The organism is Vibrio mexicanus (genome assembly GCF_001012815.1).
Lineage (GTDB): Bacteria > Pseudomonadota > Gammaproteobacteria > Enterobacterales > Vibrionaceae > Vibrio > Vibrio mexicanus.
In genome coordinates this window covers 57,383-74,638 of record NZ_JYJP01000027.1, presented here as the reverse complement: position 1 = coordinate 74,638, position 17,256 = coordinate 57,383, and the positions used below count along the sequence as shown (strand labels likewise).

Annotated in this window: 12 protein-coding genes and 4 pseudogenes; 2 read left to right on the top strand and 14 right to left on the bottom strand. The window is 44.8% G+C overall.

Features of this window, described 5'->3' with window-relative positions; all coding sequences use genetic code 11:
• Position 1 precedes the first annotated feature (1 nt).
• From UA76_RS05295 to cysB, 4 genes and pseudogenes are all read right to left on the bottom strand, one after another.
• The gene (locus UA76_RS05295) at positions 2–916 is read right to left on the bottom strand and encodes an ABC transporter permease (protein WP_047043786.1); all 915 of its coding nucleotides are present in this window, start codon (positions 914–916) and stop codon (positions 2–4) included.
• Positions 917–981: 65 nt separating this feature from the next.
• The gene (locus tag UA76_RS05290; RefSeq protein ID WP_047043785.1) at positions 982–1,950 is read right to left on the bottom strand and encodes an ABC transporter substrate-binding protein; all 969 of its coding nucleotides are present in this window, start codon (positions 1,948–1,950) and stop codon (positions 982–984) included.
• A 155-nt stretch (positions 1,951–2,105) separates the two neighbouring features.
• Positions 2,106–3,302, bottom strand: coding sequence for a methyltransferase (locus tag UA76_RS05285; RefSeq protein WP_047043783.1), 1,197 nt, complete (start codon positions 3,300–3,302; stop codon positions 2,106–2,108).
• Between the two features lie 82 nt (positions 3,303–3,384).
• Positions 3,385–4,358, bottom strand: a pseudogene (gene cysB, locus UA76_RS05280) (HTH-type transcriptional regulator CysB).
• A gap of 369 nt (positions 4,359–4,727) precedes the next feature.
• On the opposite strand from cysB, the gene UA76_RS05275 reads away from it, so the two are divergent.
• Entirely contained in the window at positions 4,728–5,492 is a 765-nt protein-coding gene (locus UA76_RS05275) for a hypothetical protein (protein WP_047043781.1), read from the top strand.
• A gap of 77 nt (positions 5,493–5,569) precedes the next feature.
• Positions 5,570–6,333 (top strand): annotated as a pseudogene (gene miaE / locus UA76_RS05270) (tRNA isopentenyl-2-thiomethyl-A-37 hydroxylase MiaE).
• A gap of 89 nt (positions 6,334–6,422) precedes the next feature.
• Here the strand turns inward: miaE and pyrF are convergent.
• From pyrF to lon, 10 genes and pseudogenes are all read right to left on the bottom strand, one after another.
• Entirely contained in the window at positions 6,423–7,118 is a 696-nt protein-coding gene (pyrF, locus tag UA76_RS05265; protein WP_047043780.1) for an orotidine-5'-phosphate decarboxylase, read from the bottom strand.
• Positions 7,119–7,188: 70 nt separating this feature from the next.
• Entirely contained in the window at positions 7,189–8,358 is a 1,170-nt protein-coding gene (lapB, locus tag UA76_RS05260; RefSeq protein ID WP_047043778.1) for a lipopolysaccharide assembly protein LapB, read from the bottom strand.
• Between the two features lie 21 nt (positions 8,359–8,379).
• Complete coding sequence (locus tag UA76_RS05255) at positions 8,380–8,655, bottom strand: LapA family protein (RefSeq protein ID WP_047043776.1); 276 nt, start codon at positions 8,653–8,655, stop codon at positions 8,380–8,382.
• Positions 8,656–8,790: 135 nt separating this feature from the next.
• On the bottom strand, positions 8,791–9,075 hold the full coding sequence (ihfB, locus tag UA76_RS05250) for an integration host factor subunit beta (RefSeq protein ID WP_047043774.1): 285 nt from the start codon (positions 9,073–9,075) through the stop codon (positions 8,791–8,793).
• 235 nt (positions 9,076–9,310) lie between these two features.
• A pseudogene (rpsA, locus tag UA76_RS05245) lies at positions 9,311–10,980 on the bottom strand (30S ribosomal protein S1).
• A 110-nt stretch (positions 10,981–11,090) separates the two neighbouring features.
• Positions 11,091–11,770 (bottom strand): annotated as a pseudogene (gene cmk, locus UA76_RS05240) ((d)CMP kinase).
• Between the two features lie 160 nt (positions 11,771–11,930).
• Positions 11,931–12,197: a ComEA family DNA-binding protein gene (locus UA76_RS05235; protein ID WP_420340899.1), complete on the bottom strand. Its 267-nt coding sequence runs from the start codon at positions 12,195–12,197 to the stop codon at positions 11,931–11,933.
• Positions 12,198–12,368: 171 nt separating this feature from the next.
• Positions 12,369–14,222, bottom strand: a complete 1,854-nt coding sequence (ppiD, locus tag UA76_RS05230) for a peptidylprolyl isomerase (protein ID WP_047043770.1) — start codon at positions 14,220–14,222, stop codon at positions 12,369–12,371.
• A 140-nt stretch (positions 14,223–14,362) separates the two neighbouring features.
• Positions 14,363–14,635 carry an HU family DNA-binding protein gene (locus UA76_RS05225; RefSeq protein WP_047043768.1) on the bottom strand — a complete coding sequence of 91 codons (273 nt, stop codon included), beginning with the start codon at positions 14,633–14,635 and terminating at the stop codon, positions 14,363–14,365.
• 194 nt (positions 14,636–14,829) lie between these two features.
• On the bottom strand, positions 14,830–17,181 hold the full coding sequence (gene lon, locus UA76_RS05220; protein ID WP_047043766.1) for an endopeptidase La: 2,352 nt from the start codon (positions 17,179–17,181) through the stop codon (positions 14,830–14,832).
• Positions 17,182–17,256 lie beyond the last annotated feature (75 nt).

Genomic DNA, 17,256 nt, shown 5'->3' with positions numbered 1-17,256 from the left:
GCTAAATCTTGGCTTTCTCAGCACTCGACTGAGCGCGTTTCTTAGATTGAATATTGCTCTTTATCTTGGGGGCGATCAGTGCAACAGCAACCAAGACGGCCGTAACTAGATTAAGATCAGAGGCTTGCAATCCAAACATGCCAGAGCTCAATGCAAAGGCAACCGCCAATCTGTAAAGTACAGATCCAACAATCACCGCCACAACCGCAACCCAGATTTTTCTGCCTGGGATTAAGGTTTGACCCAAGATCACCGCCGCGAGACCGACAACAATCGTACCAACACCCGATGTGACATCAGCAAAACTGTTTGTTTGGGCAAATAAAGCTCCCGCAAATCCAACAAAACCATTGGAGAGCGCCAAACAGAAATAGGTATAAAATGACGTGCTGCCGCCTTGAGCAGACACCATACGTGCATTCACACCGGTCGCTCTTAACCCCAGACCAAAATCACTGTTCAAAAGTCGAATAACGCCCCAAGCCGAGATTAATACTAAGACGCCAACCACCAGTGTGCGTATGTACAAAGCATCTCCTAACATCTCGAACGGGGTTAAGATTGTATCCTCACCTAAGAGAGCGATGTTCGGGCGGCCCATAATACGAATATTGATCGAAAACGCCGCAATCATGGTCAGAATTGAAGCCAGTAGATGAAGAATCCCGCATCGCACAGCAAGAAATGCAGTGACCCAGCCCGTCATGGCACCAGCCATAATCGCCATCGCCGTCGCCAACCACGGGTTTATGCCAGATACGATCGCTGTCGCTGCTACCGCGGCTCCCATCGGAAAGCTGCCATCAACACTTAAGTCAGGAAAATCGAGAACACGGAAAGTAAGATAGACACCTAGCGCAACTAGTCCATAAACGAGGCCGATTTCTAATGCACCAAAAAACGCAAAAGCGGACATGATAACTCCTTTACCAACAATCAAAGCCAGCAGTTACGCTGCTGGCTTCAAACATGGCTATCGCCCTACTTATTCACGGTAGTCGCACGTGAGACTAATGACTCAGGTAGTGTGATACCTAGTGATTGACTCGCACTGGTGTTAACCACCAAGTCAGAACCTTGCGCAACTTTCACATCCAATGCGCCTGGCTGTTTACCTTGCAAAATGGCCACAACATAATCTGCCGTTTGAACACCAACTTGATAGTAATCGAAACCTAAACTCGCAATTGCGCCTTTTTCAACGTAGGAAGTTGCTCCGCCGAAAACGGGTGTCTTGGATTGATTTGCCGCAACGATCATACCTTCAATCGCGCTCGCCACAGTGTTATCAGTTGGCGCATAGATAACATCAGATTTAGCGGCAATTGCTTGAGTCGCGGACTGAACATCCGCACTCTTAAGCGCTGTTCCTTCCACAACCGATAGCCCATGCGCTTTGGCGCTTTCTTTTAACAGAGCGACGAGTGTTACTGCATTCGCCTCACCTGGGTTGTAAACCACACCAATGGATTTGGCGTTTGGTAGAATTTCTTTAATGAGTTCAACGTGCTGCTCAACAGGAGAGAGATCCGACAGACCCGTCACGTTTTTACCCGGCTGCTCCATGCGCTTCACTAATTTAGCACCAATTGGGTCAGTAACTGCGGTAAAGACAACAGGGATACTGCGGGTAGATGAAACCAAAGCTTGCGCACTGGGGGTAGCAATTCCCACTAAGACATCGGGCTTCTCGCCGACAAACTGCCTAGCAATTTGCACCGCAATCGCAGGGTTACCTTGCGCCGTTTTATAGTCAAACTCTAGGTTCTTGCCCTCTTCATAACCTTGCGCTTTTAAACCATCCAGCAAACCCTGACGCGCAGCATCTAACGCTGGATGCTCTACAATCTGTGAAACCGCTACTTTCGCAGTTTCAGCGCTTACGATTGGTGAAGAAATAAGTGCAACGCCAGATAATACTGCCGCCACGATCGCTTTGCGTGCTTTCATCTTAACTCCTTGAAGTCAGCCACTATATTTAGGTGGTTCGGCAAATAGCCGTACAGATACAGTCCAATTTCTGTACAACCATTATTATCAGCAAGCTATTGCAAAGGAAAGTGAGATTTAACAAAAAAGCAACAAAGTTTGAGTTAGGTAGCCCTTCAAGACGTTTTTTCTGCGTGAATTAGGAGGTTACGTGGCGTCACTTCGCGCGAGCAGAACTGTTTAATACTGACTTGATAGCCATTTTGCTCAAGATATAGAGACTTATCTAGCGCAAGCCAAAGCTCTAATGGGCGACGGAAAATCTGCTGAACCAGGCTTAATCGCTCCATGTTCCAAAAGCGCGCTTCCGCTTTTTCTAAGTAATATTGAAAATCGACGCCAGTAAGGTTAAAACCCTTCTTTTCAGCAGCCCATAAACAAAACGCTTCAAAGCCCTCATCTAATTGCGATTTCTTGATACTTGGTACAGGTACGTACTCGGATATGCCTAACGTTTCGCGAAGTAGCAAATCGAGACCAAGACGAAACCTCATCTCTAAATTACGATGACGATGAACACGCGCCCCGCCGGTGACGGTTTCCTGAAGAGGAATGCGCAGTTCCGCTTTAGTCAGAGACAAACATGACGCTTTCGCTACATCTGACATTGGCTTGTAACGTTCTGTTTGTATCAAGTGATAGCAGCAAGGCGATAAGGTCATAGCGGGCAACTGGGCATCAACACCTTTGCTGATTAAGGAAACGTGAAGATCTCCGCAAGCATGCAGTGCGACCGCATGCTGATTGCAGTTAAACACGGCACGCGAAGTGTCTGACAACGCATCACCTTGAACAAAGGTCATATCGAGCTTCATTGCATCGGCGTCAGCCTGACCTCGCTCACATAAAGGCTGCTGAAATTCGAAACTCGTTACTGGCTGTTGAGTTTCGTGAGCAAGGATTCGCCCTAAAAAGCCTTTACCCGAGCACCATTCAAGCCACTCAGAGCCCTGATGTTGCCCGATAGCCGCGCTGCCCATTGCGACGATTTGATTCAGTTTTCGACCAGGAATGCCATTATCTAGTCCCGTCGGAAGTGCAAGATCCTCGACCTCTGCAGCCTCGACGTTGCAAATGTCATTAACGGCAACGACCTCGGGCAAAAAACCTTGAAATTGAGCGACGAGTTCCGCGGGCTCAGACTTAAAGTGTTCGATCTCTTTTGGTAAGAGATTGATTAGCCACTGACAAAGTTCAGGGTGAGTATCATGCCAAGGAAGTAAATCGAATAAGCTTTGATGGAAGGGCTCAAAACGCCAATAGTCTTGATGGTCAGATAGAAATGTATCGAGTATTTTAAATTGCTGTTTCATGCTTCCCCCACTCACTTTGCGCATTGTAGAGGGAAGCCATTAGCTGTCAATAAACAGTGACGTTCATCAACAGCAAAGTTCTCTATCGTACAGGCAAGTCGATGTCTTTAAACATCTCTTCAATCTCACTGTTTGATTTCAGGGAAATCGCTTGCTCTACGACAGGTCTTGTTAGGTGTGGGGCGAAACGCTCCATAAAATCATACATGTACGAACGCAAGAAAGTCCCGCGGCGGAACCCAATACTGGTAGTGCTTGAACCAAAGATATGGCTAGCATCAATCGCCACTAAGTCTGTATCGAGGCTTTCATCAATTGCCATGCTGGCAATCACACCCACACCAATACCCATCCGAACGTAAGTCTTGATGACATCGGCATCCGTTGCCGTAAACACGACTCGTGGCGTTAGACCTACTTTATTGAAAGCAGTATCTAGCTCCGAACGCCCAGTAAAACCAAATACGTATGTCACCAATGAGTATGCAGCCAGATCTTCAATCGATACATGGCTCTTGCGTGCAAGTGGGTGATCTTTAGGAACGACGATAGAGCGATTCCAATGGTAACAAGGGAGCATGATGGCATCTTGGTATAGATGAAGCGCTTCTGTTGCGATTGCAAAGTTAGCCGTACCTTTAGCAACAGCCTCAGACATCTGACTCGGCGTTCCTTGGTGCATGTGAAGAGAAACTTTCGGATAACGAGCAGTAAAGCCTTTAATGACGTCAGGTAAAGCGTAGCGTGCCTGAGTATGAGTCGTAGATATGTTCAGCGTACCAATCTCTGGATGAGTATGCTCGCCGGCAACGGCTTTGATACTTTCTACGCGCGACAAAATCTCTTGTGAGATTCGAATGATGTCTTCACCAGCGTTTGTAACCTGAGTTAGATGCTTACCACTACGTTCAAATATTTGAATACCAAGTTCGTCTTCCAATAATCGAACTTGTTTACTGATACCCGGCTGTGAAGTATAAAGCTCTCTGCTGTCGCCGAGACGTTCAAGTTATGGTTTACAACTTCTACGATATACTTCAGTTGCTGTAATTTCATCTTTGACCTCGTGTTCAATCCCTTGTAGAAAACTCCCAAAAAACCGCTTTATGTCTATTATCTAAATAGAAAGGTTTATGCAGATGCAATATGCCGCAATTTTTATGATAGTTTATAATTATTAGTTATAACGTGTTATACACTTAATTAACAGCGAAAAATGACTCATCTCGACAAGGATCTGCGCTCAATTTGATTCGCATAGGTATTTTTTGCAATCCAGTGCGCAATTTATTGTTTACAGTAGGGGTTTTGCTTAGAGTTAACGTCTTATCACGTAATAATAATGAAGCCCTATTTTCTGGTACTGCGTGCGCGAAGATTCGTGTATCCTTACCGATTAGCCATTCAATATAAGATACGGAATTTATGAATATTGGTTTGATCATTGCGTTAGTAGCCGTCTTGCTAGTGCTCGTCCTTGGCTACAACATCATGCTGCAATACAAAGTAAAAGTAGAAACAGCGAAGAAGCAGGAAAGCGCTAGGCATGTAGCTATTATCGATGCGACAGAAGACCTTATTGGCAACGCTCATCACATGCCATTTAGCAAGGCTCTATTGATCTGTTTGAACGTGCGAATTCTAGATGCGCTCGAAAGCATGTTTGAGCTAGATCCTAAGAACAAACAGCTGGCTCAACGCATTGAAAATATGAAGCAGCAGATCAAACAGCTTCAAGACAATCACAACGGCGCGGAAAGTACGCCTTTCAAAACACCAACCAGCGATAAGCAAGCAATCATGATGCTGAAGTTGGTGAAGCGATTAAGAGACACTATTCGCAGTGAGCACAACAAAGGCCGTTTTGATACCCAAGCCTATGTTGAAGAAAATGCTCGCTTAGAAACCATTCAAGTTCGTATTAATATCGAAAATGTTATCAAACGTGCGAAGGATGCAATCGTTCGCGGTCAACCGGGTACGGCAGTACAACTTCTGCGTAAGGGCCTTGACGCTCTAAGTACTAAAAACGACAACTACTCCAATCAGGCTCGAGAACAACTTCAGAAGATGTACGATGAACTTGAGCAAAAGCGTCAATCGAAAAGCGCAGAAGAGCTCCAACAGATGGAAGAAAAAGAGCGCGAAGACGATATGGACGCGCTATTTGGACAGAAGAAAAAGTGGTAGTCGCCCTTTAACTATTTACACCGTAATTAACAATAGCAGTAAGGCCGCAAATGCGGCCTTTGTTTTATGTGGTCAACATGCTAGAAAAATACCAAGATTTACTGACTCCTATTCATCAATTCCTTCATTGCGAAACACCCCAGAGTTGGATTGATGAAGCGAAAAAACCAAGCAACCTTAAAACCATTCTTATTGACCACTTGTTGTGTGAATTGAAAGCAGGTCAGTCAGCGATGCTGCTCATCAGAAAGTATGCTATTGCCCCTCAAAGTGCCACCACGCTTTTAGACTGGTTCAAGCCTTATGAAGACTTTGCTTATCGCAAAACAGGCAGCCTAGAAACCTTGAAGGGGAAGAGTCAGATTTCTAAAACCATTATGGCGAAGTCCGATTCACCGTATAGCCAAGATCTAATCGATAAGATGGTACTTCTGATAAAAGAAGAGTTACATCACTTCTACCAAGTATTGGAGATCATGGAAAAGAAAGGCATAGCCTATGAGCCTGTTCCGGCAAGCCGATACGCAAAAGGTATGTTATCGAAAATGGCGACTCATGAGCCCAAACACTGGTCGATAAACTGATTATCGGTGGCTATATTGAAGCTCGCTCTTGTGAGCGTTTCGCAAAACTGGCCCCACACCTAGACGACGATATCGCTAAATTCTACATTTCATTGCTTCGCTCAGAAGCACGACACTATGAAGACTATCTTTCTCTAGCACAGGAGATCGCAGGTGAAGATATTTCTGAGCGAATCGACTACTTCGGCAAAGTAGAAGCAGAGCTAATCACTTCGCCAGATCAAGATTTTAAGTTTCACAGCGGATCTCCGGCCTAACTCTGAAGTCCCCCTTTGCTTAAGCCTAGAAGCACGGTTAGACCAAGCTAAAAAAGCCAGCGACGCTGGCTTAAAAGAAGGGGGTCAATTTAGGCTAAGCTTGCATTAATCTCAGCAAGAACAGTAGCTGGGTCTGGCGCTTGCGTAATAGGACGGCCGATAACTAGGTAGTCAGAACCCGCTTGAATCGCGTCCGCTGGCGTCATGATACGTTTTTGATCACCTACAGCTGCGCCTGCAGGACGAATGCCTGGAGTGACCAGTTTGAACTCTTGGCCTAGCTCACTCTTCAGCATAGAAGCTTCCTGTGCTGAACACACCACACCGTCTAAACCTGAGTTTTTAGTTAGAGTGGCCAAGCGAATCACTTGCTCTTTCGGCTCTAAATCTAAGCCAATACCACGTAGGTCACTTTGTTCCATACTCGTCAAAACTGTCACGCCAATAAGTAGGGGACGATCTTTGCCATAAGGTTCTAGGATTTCGCGTGACGCCGCCATCATTCGCTCACCACCACTCGCGTGAACATTCACCATCCATACACCCATTTCCGCAGCAGCGCGTACCGCTTTAGAGCAAGTATTTGGGATGTCGTGAAACTTAAGGTCTAGGAAAACGGAAAACCCACGTTTGTGCAACTCTTTAACGAAATCAGGACCAAACAAGGTAAACATCTCTTTACCTACTTTTAAACGACAAGAACTTGGGTCAATACGATCTACGAATGCAAGTGCGTCATTTTGATTGTCGTAATCCAGTGCCACAATGACTTTTTGGTCGATCATTTCATCTCCTAATAGTGGTTATACGGTGAGTTGATACAAAAAATGCAGCCTATTATAAGCTGCATCGTTACTATTCTCCATCCAATCCGCGAATTGGTTTAATGGTTCCCCAACCTTTACACGATGGGCAGTGCCAATAAAGCGAATGAGTCGAAAACCCACATTTACGGCATCGATAATGCGGCTTAACCTTAAGCTGTTCGCCAACCATTTTCTGTAATGTGGTTAAACTTGCTTTCGCCCTACCCTCTTCCGCATCAGCAAGATGATAGTCCATTAGGCGATAGAAGCCTTTCATGGTCGGGTTCTTAATCAACTGGCGAGTAAGAAATTCTTGAGCCGCGGTCACACCTTCATGTTGTGCGACTATCTGCGCGAGCATCAGCTCAGTAGATACACCAGCTTTACGCGCCATACACGCCTTTAAGAACTCCAAAAGTTGGTCTTCAATACCGAGGTGATGATAGCACTCTGCTAACGTAGGAAGTACTTCACCGACGAAATCGACATCTTGCTCAAGCACACTCTCCATGTACTTGATCGTTGTTTTGTAGTCTTCAGCTTCAAGATACAACCTACCCAATGAGATACTAGCTCGAACACACTTCGGGTCTTCTTTTAATGCTTGCTCAAACTGATGTATCGCTTTTGCACGGTCGCCATCAGACTGAGACAAGATAGCCAGTTCACACCAAAAATGAGCAATAGAAAGCTTCATACGTCGCTTACCAGACTTCACCAACATCGACGCATAATGAATCGCTTTGTTCCATTCTCGAGTCTGCTGGTAAATGGATACTAACTGCTGTAAGGCTTGCTCTTTATGATCGGGCTCATCCACTAGCTGCTCAAAGATACGCTCTGCTCGGTCCAAAAAGCCGGACACCATGTAGTCTTTTGCTAACTGTTGCAGCGCAATATTTTTCTGATCAATGCTCAAGCCCGAGCGTGAAATTAGATTTTGGTGAATGCGAATAGCGCGATCAACCTCGCCTCGTGATCGAAACAGGTTACCCAAAGCGAGGTGAGTATCAATCGTTTCATTGTCGACCTGAAGCAGTTCAATGAAGTGATCGACCGCCTTGTCTGACTGATCAGATAGAAGTAGGTTTAGACCCGTTACGTATTGACGAGAAATTTGATTGGATTGATTCTGCTTATCTTGCTGAGCACTACGATTACCCATATACCAGCCATAGGCGGCGGCGATAGGTAACAGCAAGAAGAGTATCTCTAACATTCAGTAGAAAGCCTTTCGATTTTAAGCCTTGCTCTCAGCGACCACTTCTGGCCCTGAAACTTTTTTCAATTTTTTATTGAGTTTACGAACTTGATGCTGGGACTTGAGGTACAGGCTACCAAAGATAACCCAGGCCAAGACAAAACCGCTAACGAAAACAACACCCAACAGTGTTGAGAGGTGGAAGTCACCTTGAGCCAATAAGTAGTTAAATGTGACAACTGCTTGATTTTGCGAGCCTAACGCTAATGCGATAAGAAATAATGCAAGGACTACAACGATTTTTATAATTTTCATTACTCATCACCTTATTGGGTATTCCGCCTTGATTATGCAGCAAAACGCCCAAACAAACCACGATTAGAGCTAACTATCTAAGTAATAAAAAGCGGCACACTAAACTAGCATGCCGCTTTTTGTATCTAAACTGAATTAGAGGCTGTTATTAACGCGCTCTCTAAGTTCCTTACCTGGTTTGAAATGAGGAACGTACTTGCCCTCTAACTCAACCTTATCACCCGTTTTAGGGTTTCGGCCTACACGAGGCTCTCTGTAGTGGAGAGAGAAGCTGCCAAAACCACGAATCTCAATACGGTCACCCTCTTCCAAAGTTGATGCCATATGCTCTAGGATATCTTTCACTGCATCTTCAATTTCTTTGGCTGATAAGTGAGTTTGTTCAGCACAAAGCCTTTCAATTAGTTCCGACTTAGTCATAGTTTTCCTCATCGAGTATTTTTTTACTCATTATAGTAAGTAATGCTGATTCCAACAAACACTGAAAGTAAATTATTGTTAAAAATCCATCACTTGGATCAATATCAATACGATAAGTGTAGATTTAGTTAGCCGAGGTTCAAGTTTATCGGGCTAAATTAATCCGTTTATTGAGATAAGCACTGAATTTTAAGCAAAAAAAAGGAGCCTTACGGCTCCTTTTCTAAGACGTCTATTACTCGCCTTTAGCTGCTTTGAAAGCGTCAGCCATAGCGTTACCGAACGCGCCTTCTTCAGACTTGTTCAGTGAAGCCATTGCTTCTTGCTCTTCAGCTTCGTCTTTAGCTTTGATAGATAGGTTGATTACGCGGTTCTTACGGTCTACACCTGTGAACTTAGCTTCAACACTGTCACCAGCGCTTAGGATTAGAGAAGCATCTTCAACGCGGTCGCGTGATACTTCAGAAGCGCGGATGTAACCTTCAACGCCGTCAACTAGCTCTACTGTTGCGCCTTTAGCGTCAACTGCAGTTACTGTACCGTTTACAAGAGTACCTTTCTTGTTTTCAGCAACGTAAGCATTGAATGGGTCATTTTCCATTTGCTTAACGCCTAGAGAGATACGCTCACGCTCAGCATCTACTGCTAGAACAACTGCAGAGATCTCGTCACCTTTCTTGTACTCACGTACAGCTTCTTCACCTGGAACGTTCCAAGAGATGTCAGATAGGTGAACTAGACCATCGATGCCGCCTTCTAGACCGATGAAGATACCGAAGTCAGTGATAGACTTGATCTTACCAGTAACTTTGTCGCCTTTAGCTTGAGCTTCAGCGAATGACTGCCATGGGTTAGCTTTACACTGTTTCAGACCTAGAGAGATACGACGACGCTCTTCGTCGATTTCAAGAACCATAACCTCAACTTCGTCGCCAACATTAACAACTTTAGATGGGTGGATGTTCTTGTTAGTCCAATCCATTTCAGAAACGTGTACTAGACCTTCAACGCCTTCTTCGATTTCAACGAAGCAGCCGTAGTCAGTAAGGTTAGTAACACGACCAGAAAGCTTGTGACCTTCTGGGTAACGCTTAGCGATTGCTACCCATGGATCTTCGCCTAGCTGCTTAAGACCTAGTGATACGCGAGTACGCTCACGGTCGAACTTAAGAACTTTAACTTGGATCTCGTCACCAACGTTAACGATCTCAGAAGGGTGCTTAACGCGCTTCCAAGCCATGTCAGTGATGTGTAGTAGCCATCAACGCCACCAAGATCAACGAACGCACCGTAGTCAGTAAGGTTCTTAACGATACCTTTAACTTCGCTACCTTCTTGTAGAGTTTCAAGAAGCTCATCACGCTCAACGCTGTTTTCAGATTCGATAACTGCACGGCGAGAAACAACTACGTTGTTACGCTTCTGGTCAAGTTTAATAACTTTGAACTCTAGCTCTTTGTTTTCTAGGTGAGCAGTGTCGCGGATTGGACGTACGTCTACTAGAGAGCCTGGAAGGAAAGCACGGATACCGTTTAGTTCAACAGTGAAACCGCCTTTAACTTTACCGTTGATGATACCAACAACAGTTTCAGCTTCTTCGTAAGCTTTCTCAAGAACGATCCAAGCTTCGTGACGCTTAGCTTTCTCACGAGAAAGTTGAGTCTCACCGAAACCATCTTCAACAGCGTCTAGAGCTACGTCTACTTCAGCGCCGATTTCAACTTCAAGTTCGCCAGCAGCGTTCTTGAACTGTTCAGCAGGGATAGCAGATTCAGACTTAAGACCAGCGTCAACAAGAACGAAACCGTTCTCGATAGCTACTACAGTACCTTTAACGATGCTGCCTTGTTGGAATTCTGTTTCGTTTAGAAACTCTTCAAAGAGTTGAGCAAAAGATTCAGTCATTTATTTAATCTTCAATAAATTAAACGTCCACGGGTATCCTACCGCATGGGGTTATTAAATTCGCCAATCATCATCCTTGCGACCGACGTTCTGTGCTGACAGAGTATAGACTACTCTGCCAACTTAGATTCAATATATTTCAGTGCTTCTTCTACCACTTGTTCGATAGTCATCGAAGTAGAATCAAGCACGAGCGCATCCTCTGCAGGGCGTAATGGAGCACTGGGCGATTACGATCTCTATCGTCTCGCTCTTGGATCTCGCTCAAAAGGTCGTCAAATTTAACATCTAACCCTTTATCTTGCAACTGTTTAAGCCGTCTCGTTGCACGCTCATGAGCACTCGCATCTAAGAAGATTTTCACTTCAGCGGATGGGAATACAACAGTACCCATGTCTCGACCATCTGCGACTAGACCTTCACCTTCGGCAAATGCTCTTTGTCGACGTAACAATGCCTCTCGAACACGTGGAAGTGCGGCTACTTTTGAAGCCGCCATGCCCGTTTCTTCTTTACGCAACTCACGAGAGACATCTTCGCCTTCAAGAATGACTTTAACTAGGTCACCTTCTGCGACAAACTGAACATCGAGGTGTGTCGCCATAGGAACAAGGGCATCTTCTGACTCAAGGTCTAGACCGTGATGGATCGCTGCAAGCGCTAATACACGATAGATCGCGCCTGAATCGAGTAGCTGATAACCTAGCTTATCAGCTAACAGCATGCATAGTGTGCCTTTACCTGCACCACTGGGGCCATCTACGGTAACGACAGGTGTATGAGGGGACATCTTCAACTCCACGTTGTTATCAGTTGCAAAGGTACATATACCTGAGCATTTATCGACGCAGAATTATATACGTAAGCGATAGGAAGTTATACAGGCAATTCTACTGAATTGATGTTGAAAGGCGCTTAACTTCAGCGCCTCACTGAAACTTAGCAAGTGACTACAACTTAATTCTTGCTCTGTTCTTTTCAACAATTGACTCACCAATACCTTTTACATTGATGAGATCATCGGCTGAAGCAAACTTACCCACTTTGTCGCGATATTCCACAATTGCCTTCGCTTTAGAAATCCCAACACCCGATAGCAACGCCGCAAGTTCTTCTGCCCCCGCCTGGTTGACATTGACTGTAATCTCGATACCTTCCAGTTCAGGCTTAGTTGTGTTTTCTGCAGCAAATGACACCTGAGATAAACTAAAAACGATCGCAAATGCAATCAATATTCTCTTCAAAATCAATTTTATTCTCCTTATAGAAATAGATTAAAAAAGGAGCATGATTGTGAAGGTTCCATTGTTTGTTGATAAGCAGGATAACGACAAAATAAAACGAGCCGCTAATGCGGCCCGTTTTGATTAACCTGTTAATTGCAGATGCTACTGCGTATCTACAATAAAATAGTCAATGTCAGTGTTATTGCGAATGATACTCAGCAGTCCAGACAAATCTTGTTGAGCATTCATCTGCACAATTTGGTTACCGATTTGAGCCATGTATTGAGGCTCAATATCTGCAATAACTTTGTCCAGAGCAACGATGACGATGTCGCCATTCATTTCCTTCGCTTGCGCATACACCGGCTCGCCTTGCTGCGGTTTCGCCATTGCAAATACAACATCAGCGATTGCAGAGCTACGATCAATCATCTCACTTTCTGAGAAGCTCAAATCGAATTTCGTCAATGCAGAACCGTCTTGCTCTAGCGACTCCAATACTTCATTCGCAGTTGCAATCGCATTCTCTTCACCACGTAGTTGAGATAGACGCAACTCAACTTGCTCACGGACTTCCTCAAGTGGCAGTACGATTTCATCACGAGCATCTTCAACACGAACAACAATGATGTGCTCTGGTGCTACTTCGATAACTTCTGAGTTGAGGCCATCTTCTTTTACTTCTGGGCTAAGAATCGCTTGCATCACTGCTTGAGAAAGCAGAATTTGTGGTGCATCCACTTGAGAAACAAAATCCGTTACTTGAATAGGTTGATTAACCGCTTCAGCAGCATCGTCTAATGAATCAGGGTATTCAAATGCAACACGCTCTAGGTCGCTTTGTAGCTCGTAGAACTGATCAACCGCTTCTTGGTCGATAATCTCAGCGATGATTTCATCAGACACTTCTTCAAACGGTTTCACAACTGACGTTCTTACGTCATCAAGCTTGATGATATGGAAACCAAAATCAGACTGAACCACTTCTGTAATATCACCAGCATTAACCAGTGCAAATGCCGCTTCTTCAAAAGCAGGATCCATCACATCACGTTCAATCCAACCTAGTGAACCACCCTCTTCTGAGCTACCGAAGTCTTCAGATTTATCTTGAGCAAGAGTGGCAAAGTCTGCACCTGCGTTCAACTCGTCAAGAATTGCCTGAGCACTTTCAGCATCTTGAGTCAGAATATGGCTTACGCTGCGCTGCTCGTCTGATGAATATTTGTCTAGGTGCTCGTTATAGTAAGTTAGGGCTTGCTCGTCTGTTACGCTAACTTGTTTACGCAATGACTCAGCAGAGAGCTCGATGTAAGCCACTTTAACCTGCTCAGGACGCATGTAGCTTGCAGAGTTCTGTTCATAGTAGCTTGTGATTTCTTCTTCCGTTAGCTCAACCTGGTTTGCGTAATCTTCTAAAGACAGCGCAATCTTACGAACTTCTCGAGTTTGAGTAATCAACTTGCTTTGAGCTTCGACTTCACCTTCAAGCGCAAAGTCACTCGACTGAACGGCCGTTAGCAGTTGGTTGCGAATCAAATCACGGCGCAAGTATTCAGCAAAGCTCTCTGGAGAAAAACCTGCACGACGAAGCGCAGATTGATAAATGTCTTGGTCGAAAGTACCTTCGGTTTGGAACTGAGGCATTTCAAGAATCATAGTACGAATTTGAGCATCGCTTACGCGAAGACCTAGAGATTGAGCGTGTTGCTCAAGTAGCAGATCGTTAACCATGCGATCTAGAACAGAACGACGGAATGACTCTACGTAGCTTGGATCAGCAAGCAGGTTAGAGAAGTAGTCGCCAAGCTGTGATTGCATGCGATTACGTTCGTTTTGATAAGCTTGCTCGAATTCACCACGTGCAATTTCTGCGTTGCCAACTTTTGCTGCCACATTCGCGTTACCGCCAATGATGTAGCTACCCACGCCGGCAAATACAAACGAAAGGATAATTAGTCCGAGGATAATTTTTACCGCGATGCTATTCACGCCCTCGCGAATCCGTTCCATCATAGTTTTAATGCTCTCCGAAAATGAAGTTGAACACTTCTTAATTTAAAAAATTTGATTAGCGCGATGATACCAGAAAAAGAAATGCGCATCAGTAGGATGCGCATAAATTAAAAAGGTTCGAAATTTCTTTAAAACTTGTATTAGTTACAAGAGTCTTTCAGAGCTTTACCTGCTTTGAATGCTGGTACTTTTGCTTCTGCGATTTGGATCTCTTCACCAGTCTTAGGGTTACGGCCTGTACGAGCAGCACGAGTACGTACGCTGAAAGTACCGAAACCAACTAGAGCTACTTGGTCGCCAGATTGTAGAGTGTCGCCAACTGCTTCGATGAATGCATCAAGAGCACGACCAGCAGACGCTTTTGAGATGTCAGCATTTTCTGCAATTTTTTCTACTAATTGTGTTTTGTTCACTGTGATTCCCCTTAGTGCTATCTGTTGTATTTTTATTAAGATAGCGTTTCGTTCCATTCATATTTGAAAATAAGCTGAGGCCAGTTGTACCAAGGGTCTCAGCTATAGTTTGTAACGTTAGCGCCCAAAAAAAACGCTGACAAGCCTTTTTAGGCTAATCAGCGTAATCTTTTAATTATTTTTGCTGCACGTCACTATTTTTGCGCAGCGAATTCGACTCCAGAAGGGTCTCGCTCTAGTGCAACCTTAAGAACCTCGTCGATCCACTGCACTGGGATAACCTTCAGATCCGCAATAACATTGTCTGGAATCTCTTCCAAATCACGCTCGTTGTCCTTTGGAATCAGTACTGTTTTGATGCCACCGCGATGCGCCGCAAGCAGTTTCTCTTTCAGACCACCGATAGGCAGAACTTCACCACGGAGGGTAATTTCACCTGTCATACCTACTTCTGCTTTAACAGGATTACCAGTCAAGCTAGAAACCAACGCAGTACACATTGCGATACCCGCACTAGGGCCATCTTTTGGTGTTGCCCCTTCAGGAACGTGTACGTGAATGTCGCGCTTCTCATAGAAGTCTGAGTTGATACCCAGCTTTTCTGCACGAGAGCGTACAACCGTCATCGCTGCTTGGATAGACTCTTTCATCACGTCGCCAAGAGAACCAGTCTGCGTGAGCTTACCTTTACCAGGCATAGCTTCGGTTTCGATCGTAAGTAGATCGCCGCCAACTTGAGTCCAAGCAAGACCGGTCACTTGACCGATACGGTTGCTGTCATCAGCTTTACCAAAGTCATGACGCTGAACACCTAGATACTCTTTTAGGTTGTCCATCGTTACCGTAACAGACTTCAAGCTTGAATCGAGCAAGATATTCTTCACGGCTTTACGACAGATCTTAGAAATTTCGCGCTCTAGGCTACGTACACCCGCTTCACGCGTGTAGTAGCGAATAATGCCAATGATTGCAGAATCTTCGATGGTGATTTCGTTAGGCTTCAGACCGTTACGCTTCACCTGCTTATCAACAAGGTGACGTTTGGCAATGTTCAGTTTCTCATCTTCTGTGTAACCAGAAAGACGAATCACTTCCATACGGTCCAGTAGTGGTCCCGGAATATCCATTGAGTTCGAGGTTGCAACGAACATAACATCAGACAAGTCGTAATCCACTTCTAGATAGTGGTCGTTAAACGCGTTGTTTTGCTCTGGATCTAATACTTCTAGCAATGCCGATGATGGATCACCACGCATATCTGAAGACATCTTGTCGATCTCATCCAGAAGGAAAAGTGGGTTTTTCACGCCAACTTTAGACATCTTCTGAATCAGCTTACCCGGCAGTGAACCAATGTAAGTACGACGGTGACCACGGATTTCCGCTTCATCACGAACGCCGCCTAACGCCATACGTGTGTATTTACGGCCCGTTGCCGCTGCGATAGACCGACCCAGCGAGGTTTTACCTACACCTGGAGGACCAACAAGACAAAGGATTGGACCTTTTAGCTTGTTGATGCGGTTTTGTACTGCTAAATACTCAAGGATACGCTCTTTAACACGCTCAAGACCGTAGTGGTCTTCGTTAAGTACTTCCTCTGCTTTCGCTAGGTTCTTCTTAACTTTTGAACGCTTCGCCCAAGGTACACCAACCATCCAATCGATATAGCTACGAACCACCGTAGCTTCAGCCGACATTGGCGACATCATCTTCAGTTTTTGCAGTTCTTGTTCTGTCTTCTCTTTTGCCTCTTGAGGCATTTTCGACTCTTCAATCTTCTGCTTTAAAACTTCAAATTCATCAACGCCATCTTCCGACTCACCCAGCTCTTTCTGGATAGCCTTCATCTGTTCGTTGAGGTAATACTCGCGTTGAGACTTCTCCATCTGCTTCTTAACGCGACCGCGGATTTTCTTCTCAACTTGTAGAATGTCGATTTCAGATTCCATTTGGCCCATTAAGAATTCAAGACGCTCTGTGACATCCAGAATCTCAAGCACGTGCTGCTTGTCGACCAACTTAAGTGGCATATGGGCCGCAATGGTATCCGCTAAGCGAGCAGCTTCATCAATCCCATTCAATGAAGTCAGGACTTCTGGTGGGATTTTTTTGTTCAGTTTAATGAAGCCTTCAAATTGATTGATCGCACTGCGAACAATCACTTCTTGTTCTTTTTCATCAAGTTCTGGAGTCGGCAGATATTCAGCGTCAGCTAAAAAGAATTCACTCTCTTTGAACTCATGAATTTTGGCACGTTGCTGACCTTCCACAAGCACTTTAACTGTGCCATCAGGAAGCTTTAGTAGTTGAAGAATTGTCGCAACAGTACCTACTTCGAATAGGTCTTCTAGGGCTGGTTCATCGGTTTCTGCTTGTTTTTGAGCCACTAACAGAACCTGCTTATTGTTGTCCATTGCCGCTTCTAAGCAGCTGATTGATTTTTCTCGGCCAACAAATAAAGGAATAACCATGTGAGGGTAAACCACTACATCACGCAGAGGTAGTACGGGGATCTCGATACGCTCGGAACGTTCCAAGTTCATATTATTCTCTCTTCCGCTTAGTCTTATGAGCAGTATATGGGGGCTATTTAGTTGGATTCAATGAAAGAATAAAAA

Excerpts from the sequence above, each read along its gene's own strand:
- UA76_RS05295 (WP_047043786.1), bottom strand. The coding sequence starts at position 916 with ATGTCCGCTTTTGCGTTTTTTGGTGCATTAGAAATCGGCCTCGTTTAT.
- UA76_RS05290 (WP_047043785.1), bottom strand. The coding sequence starts at position 1,950 with ATGAAAGCACGCAAAGCGATCGTGGCGGCAGTATTATCTGGCGTTGCA.
- UA76_RS05285 (WP_047043783.1), bottom strand. The coding sequence starts at position 3,302 with ATGAAACAGCAATTTAAAATACTCGATACATTTCTATCTGACCATCAA.
- UA76_RS05275 (WP_047043781.1), top strand. The coding sequence starts at position 4,728 with ATGAATATTGGTTTGATCATTGCGTTAGTAGCCGTCTTGCTAGTGCTC.
- pyrF (WP_047043780.1), bottom strand. The coding sequence starts at position 7,118 with ATGATCGACCAAAAAGTCATTGTGGCACTGGATTACGACAATCAAAAT.
- lapB (WP_047043778.1), bottom strand. The coding sequence starts at position 8,358 with ATGTTAGAGATACTCTTCTTGCTGTTACCTATCGCCGCCGCCTATGGC.
- UA76_RS05255 (WP_047043776.1), bottom strand. The coding sequence starts at position 8,655 with ATGAAAATTATAAAAATCGTTGTAGTCCTTGCATTATTTCTTATCGCA.
- ihfB (WP_047043774.1), bottom strand. The coding sequence starts at position 9,075 with ATGACTAAGTCGGAACTAATTGAAAGGCTTTGTGCTGAACAAACTCAC.
- ppiD (WP_047043770.1), bottom strand. The coding sequence starts at position 14,222 with ATGATGGAACGGATTCGCGAGGGCGTGAATAGCATCGCGGTAAAAATT.
- lon (WP_047043766.1), bottom strand. The coding sequence starts at position 17,181 with ATGAACTTGGAACGTTCCGAGCGTATCGAGATCCCCGTACTACCTCTG.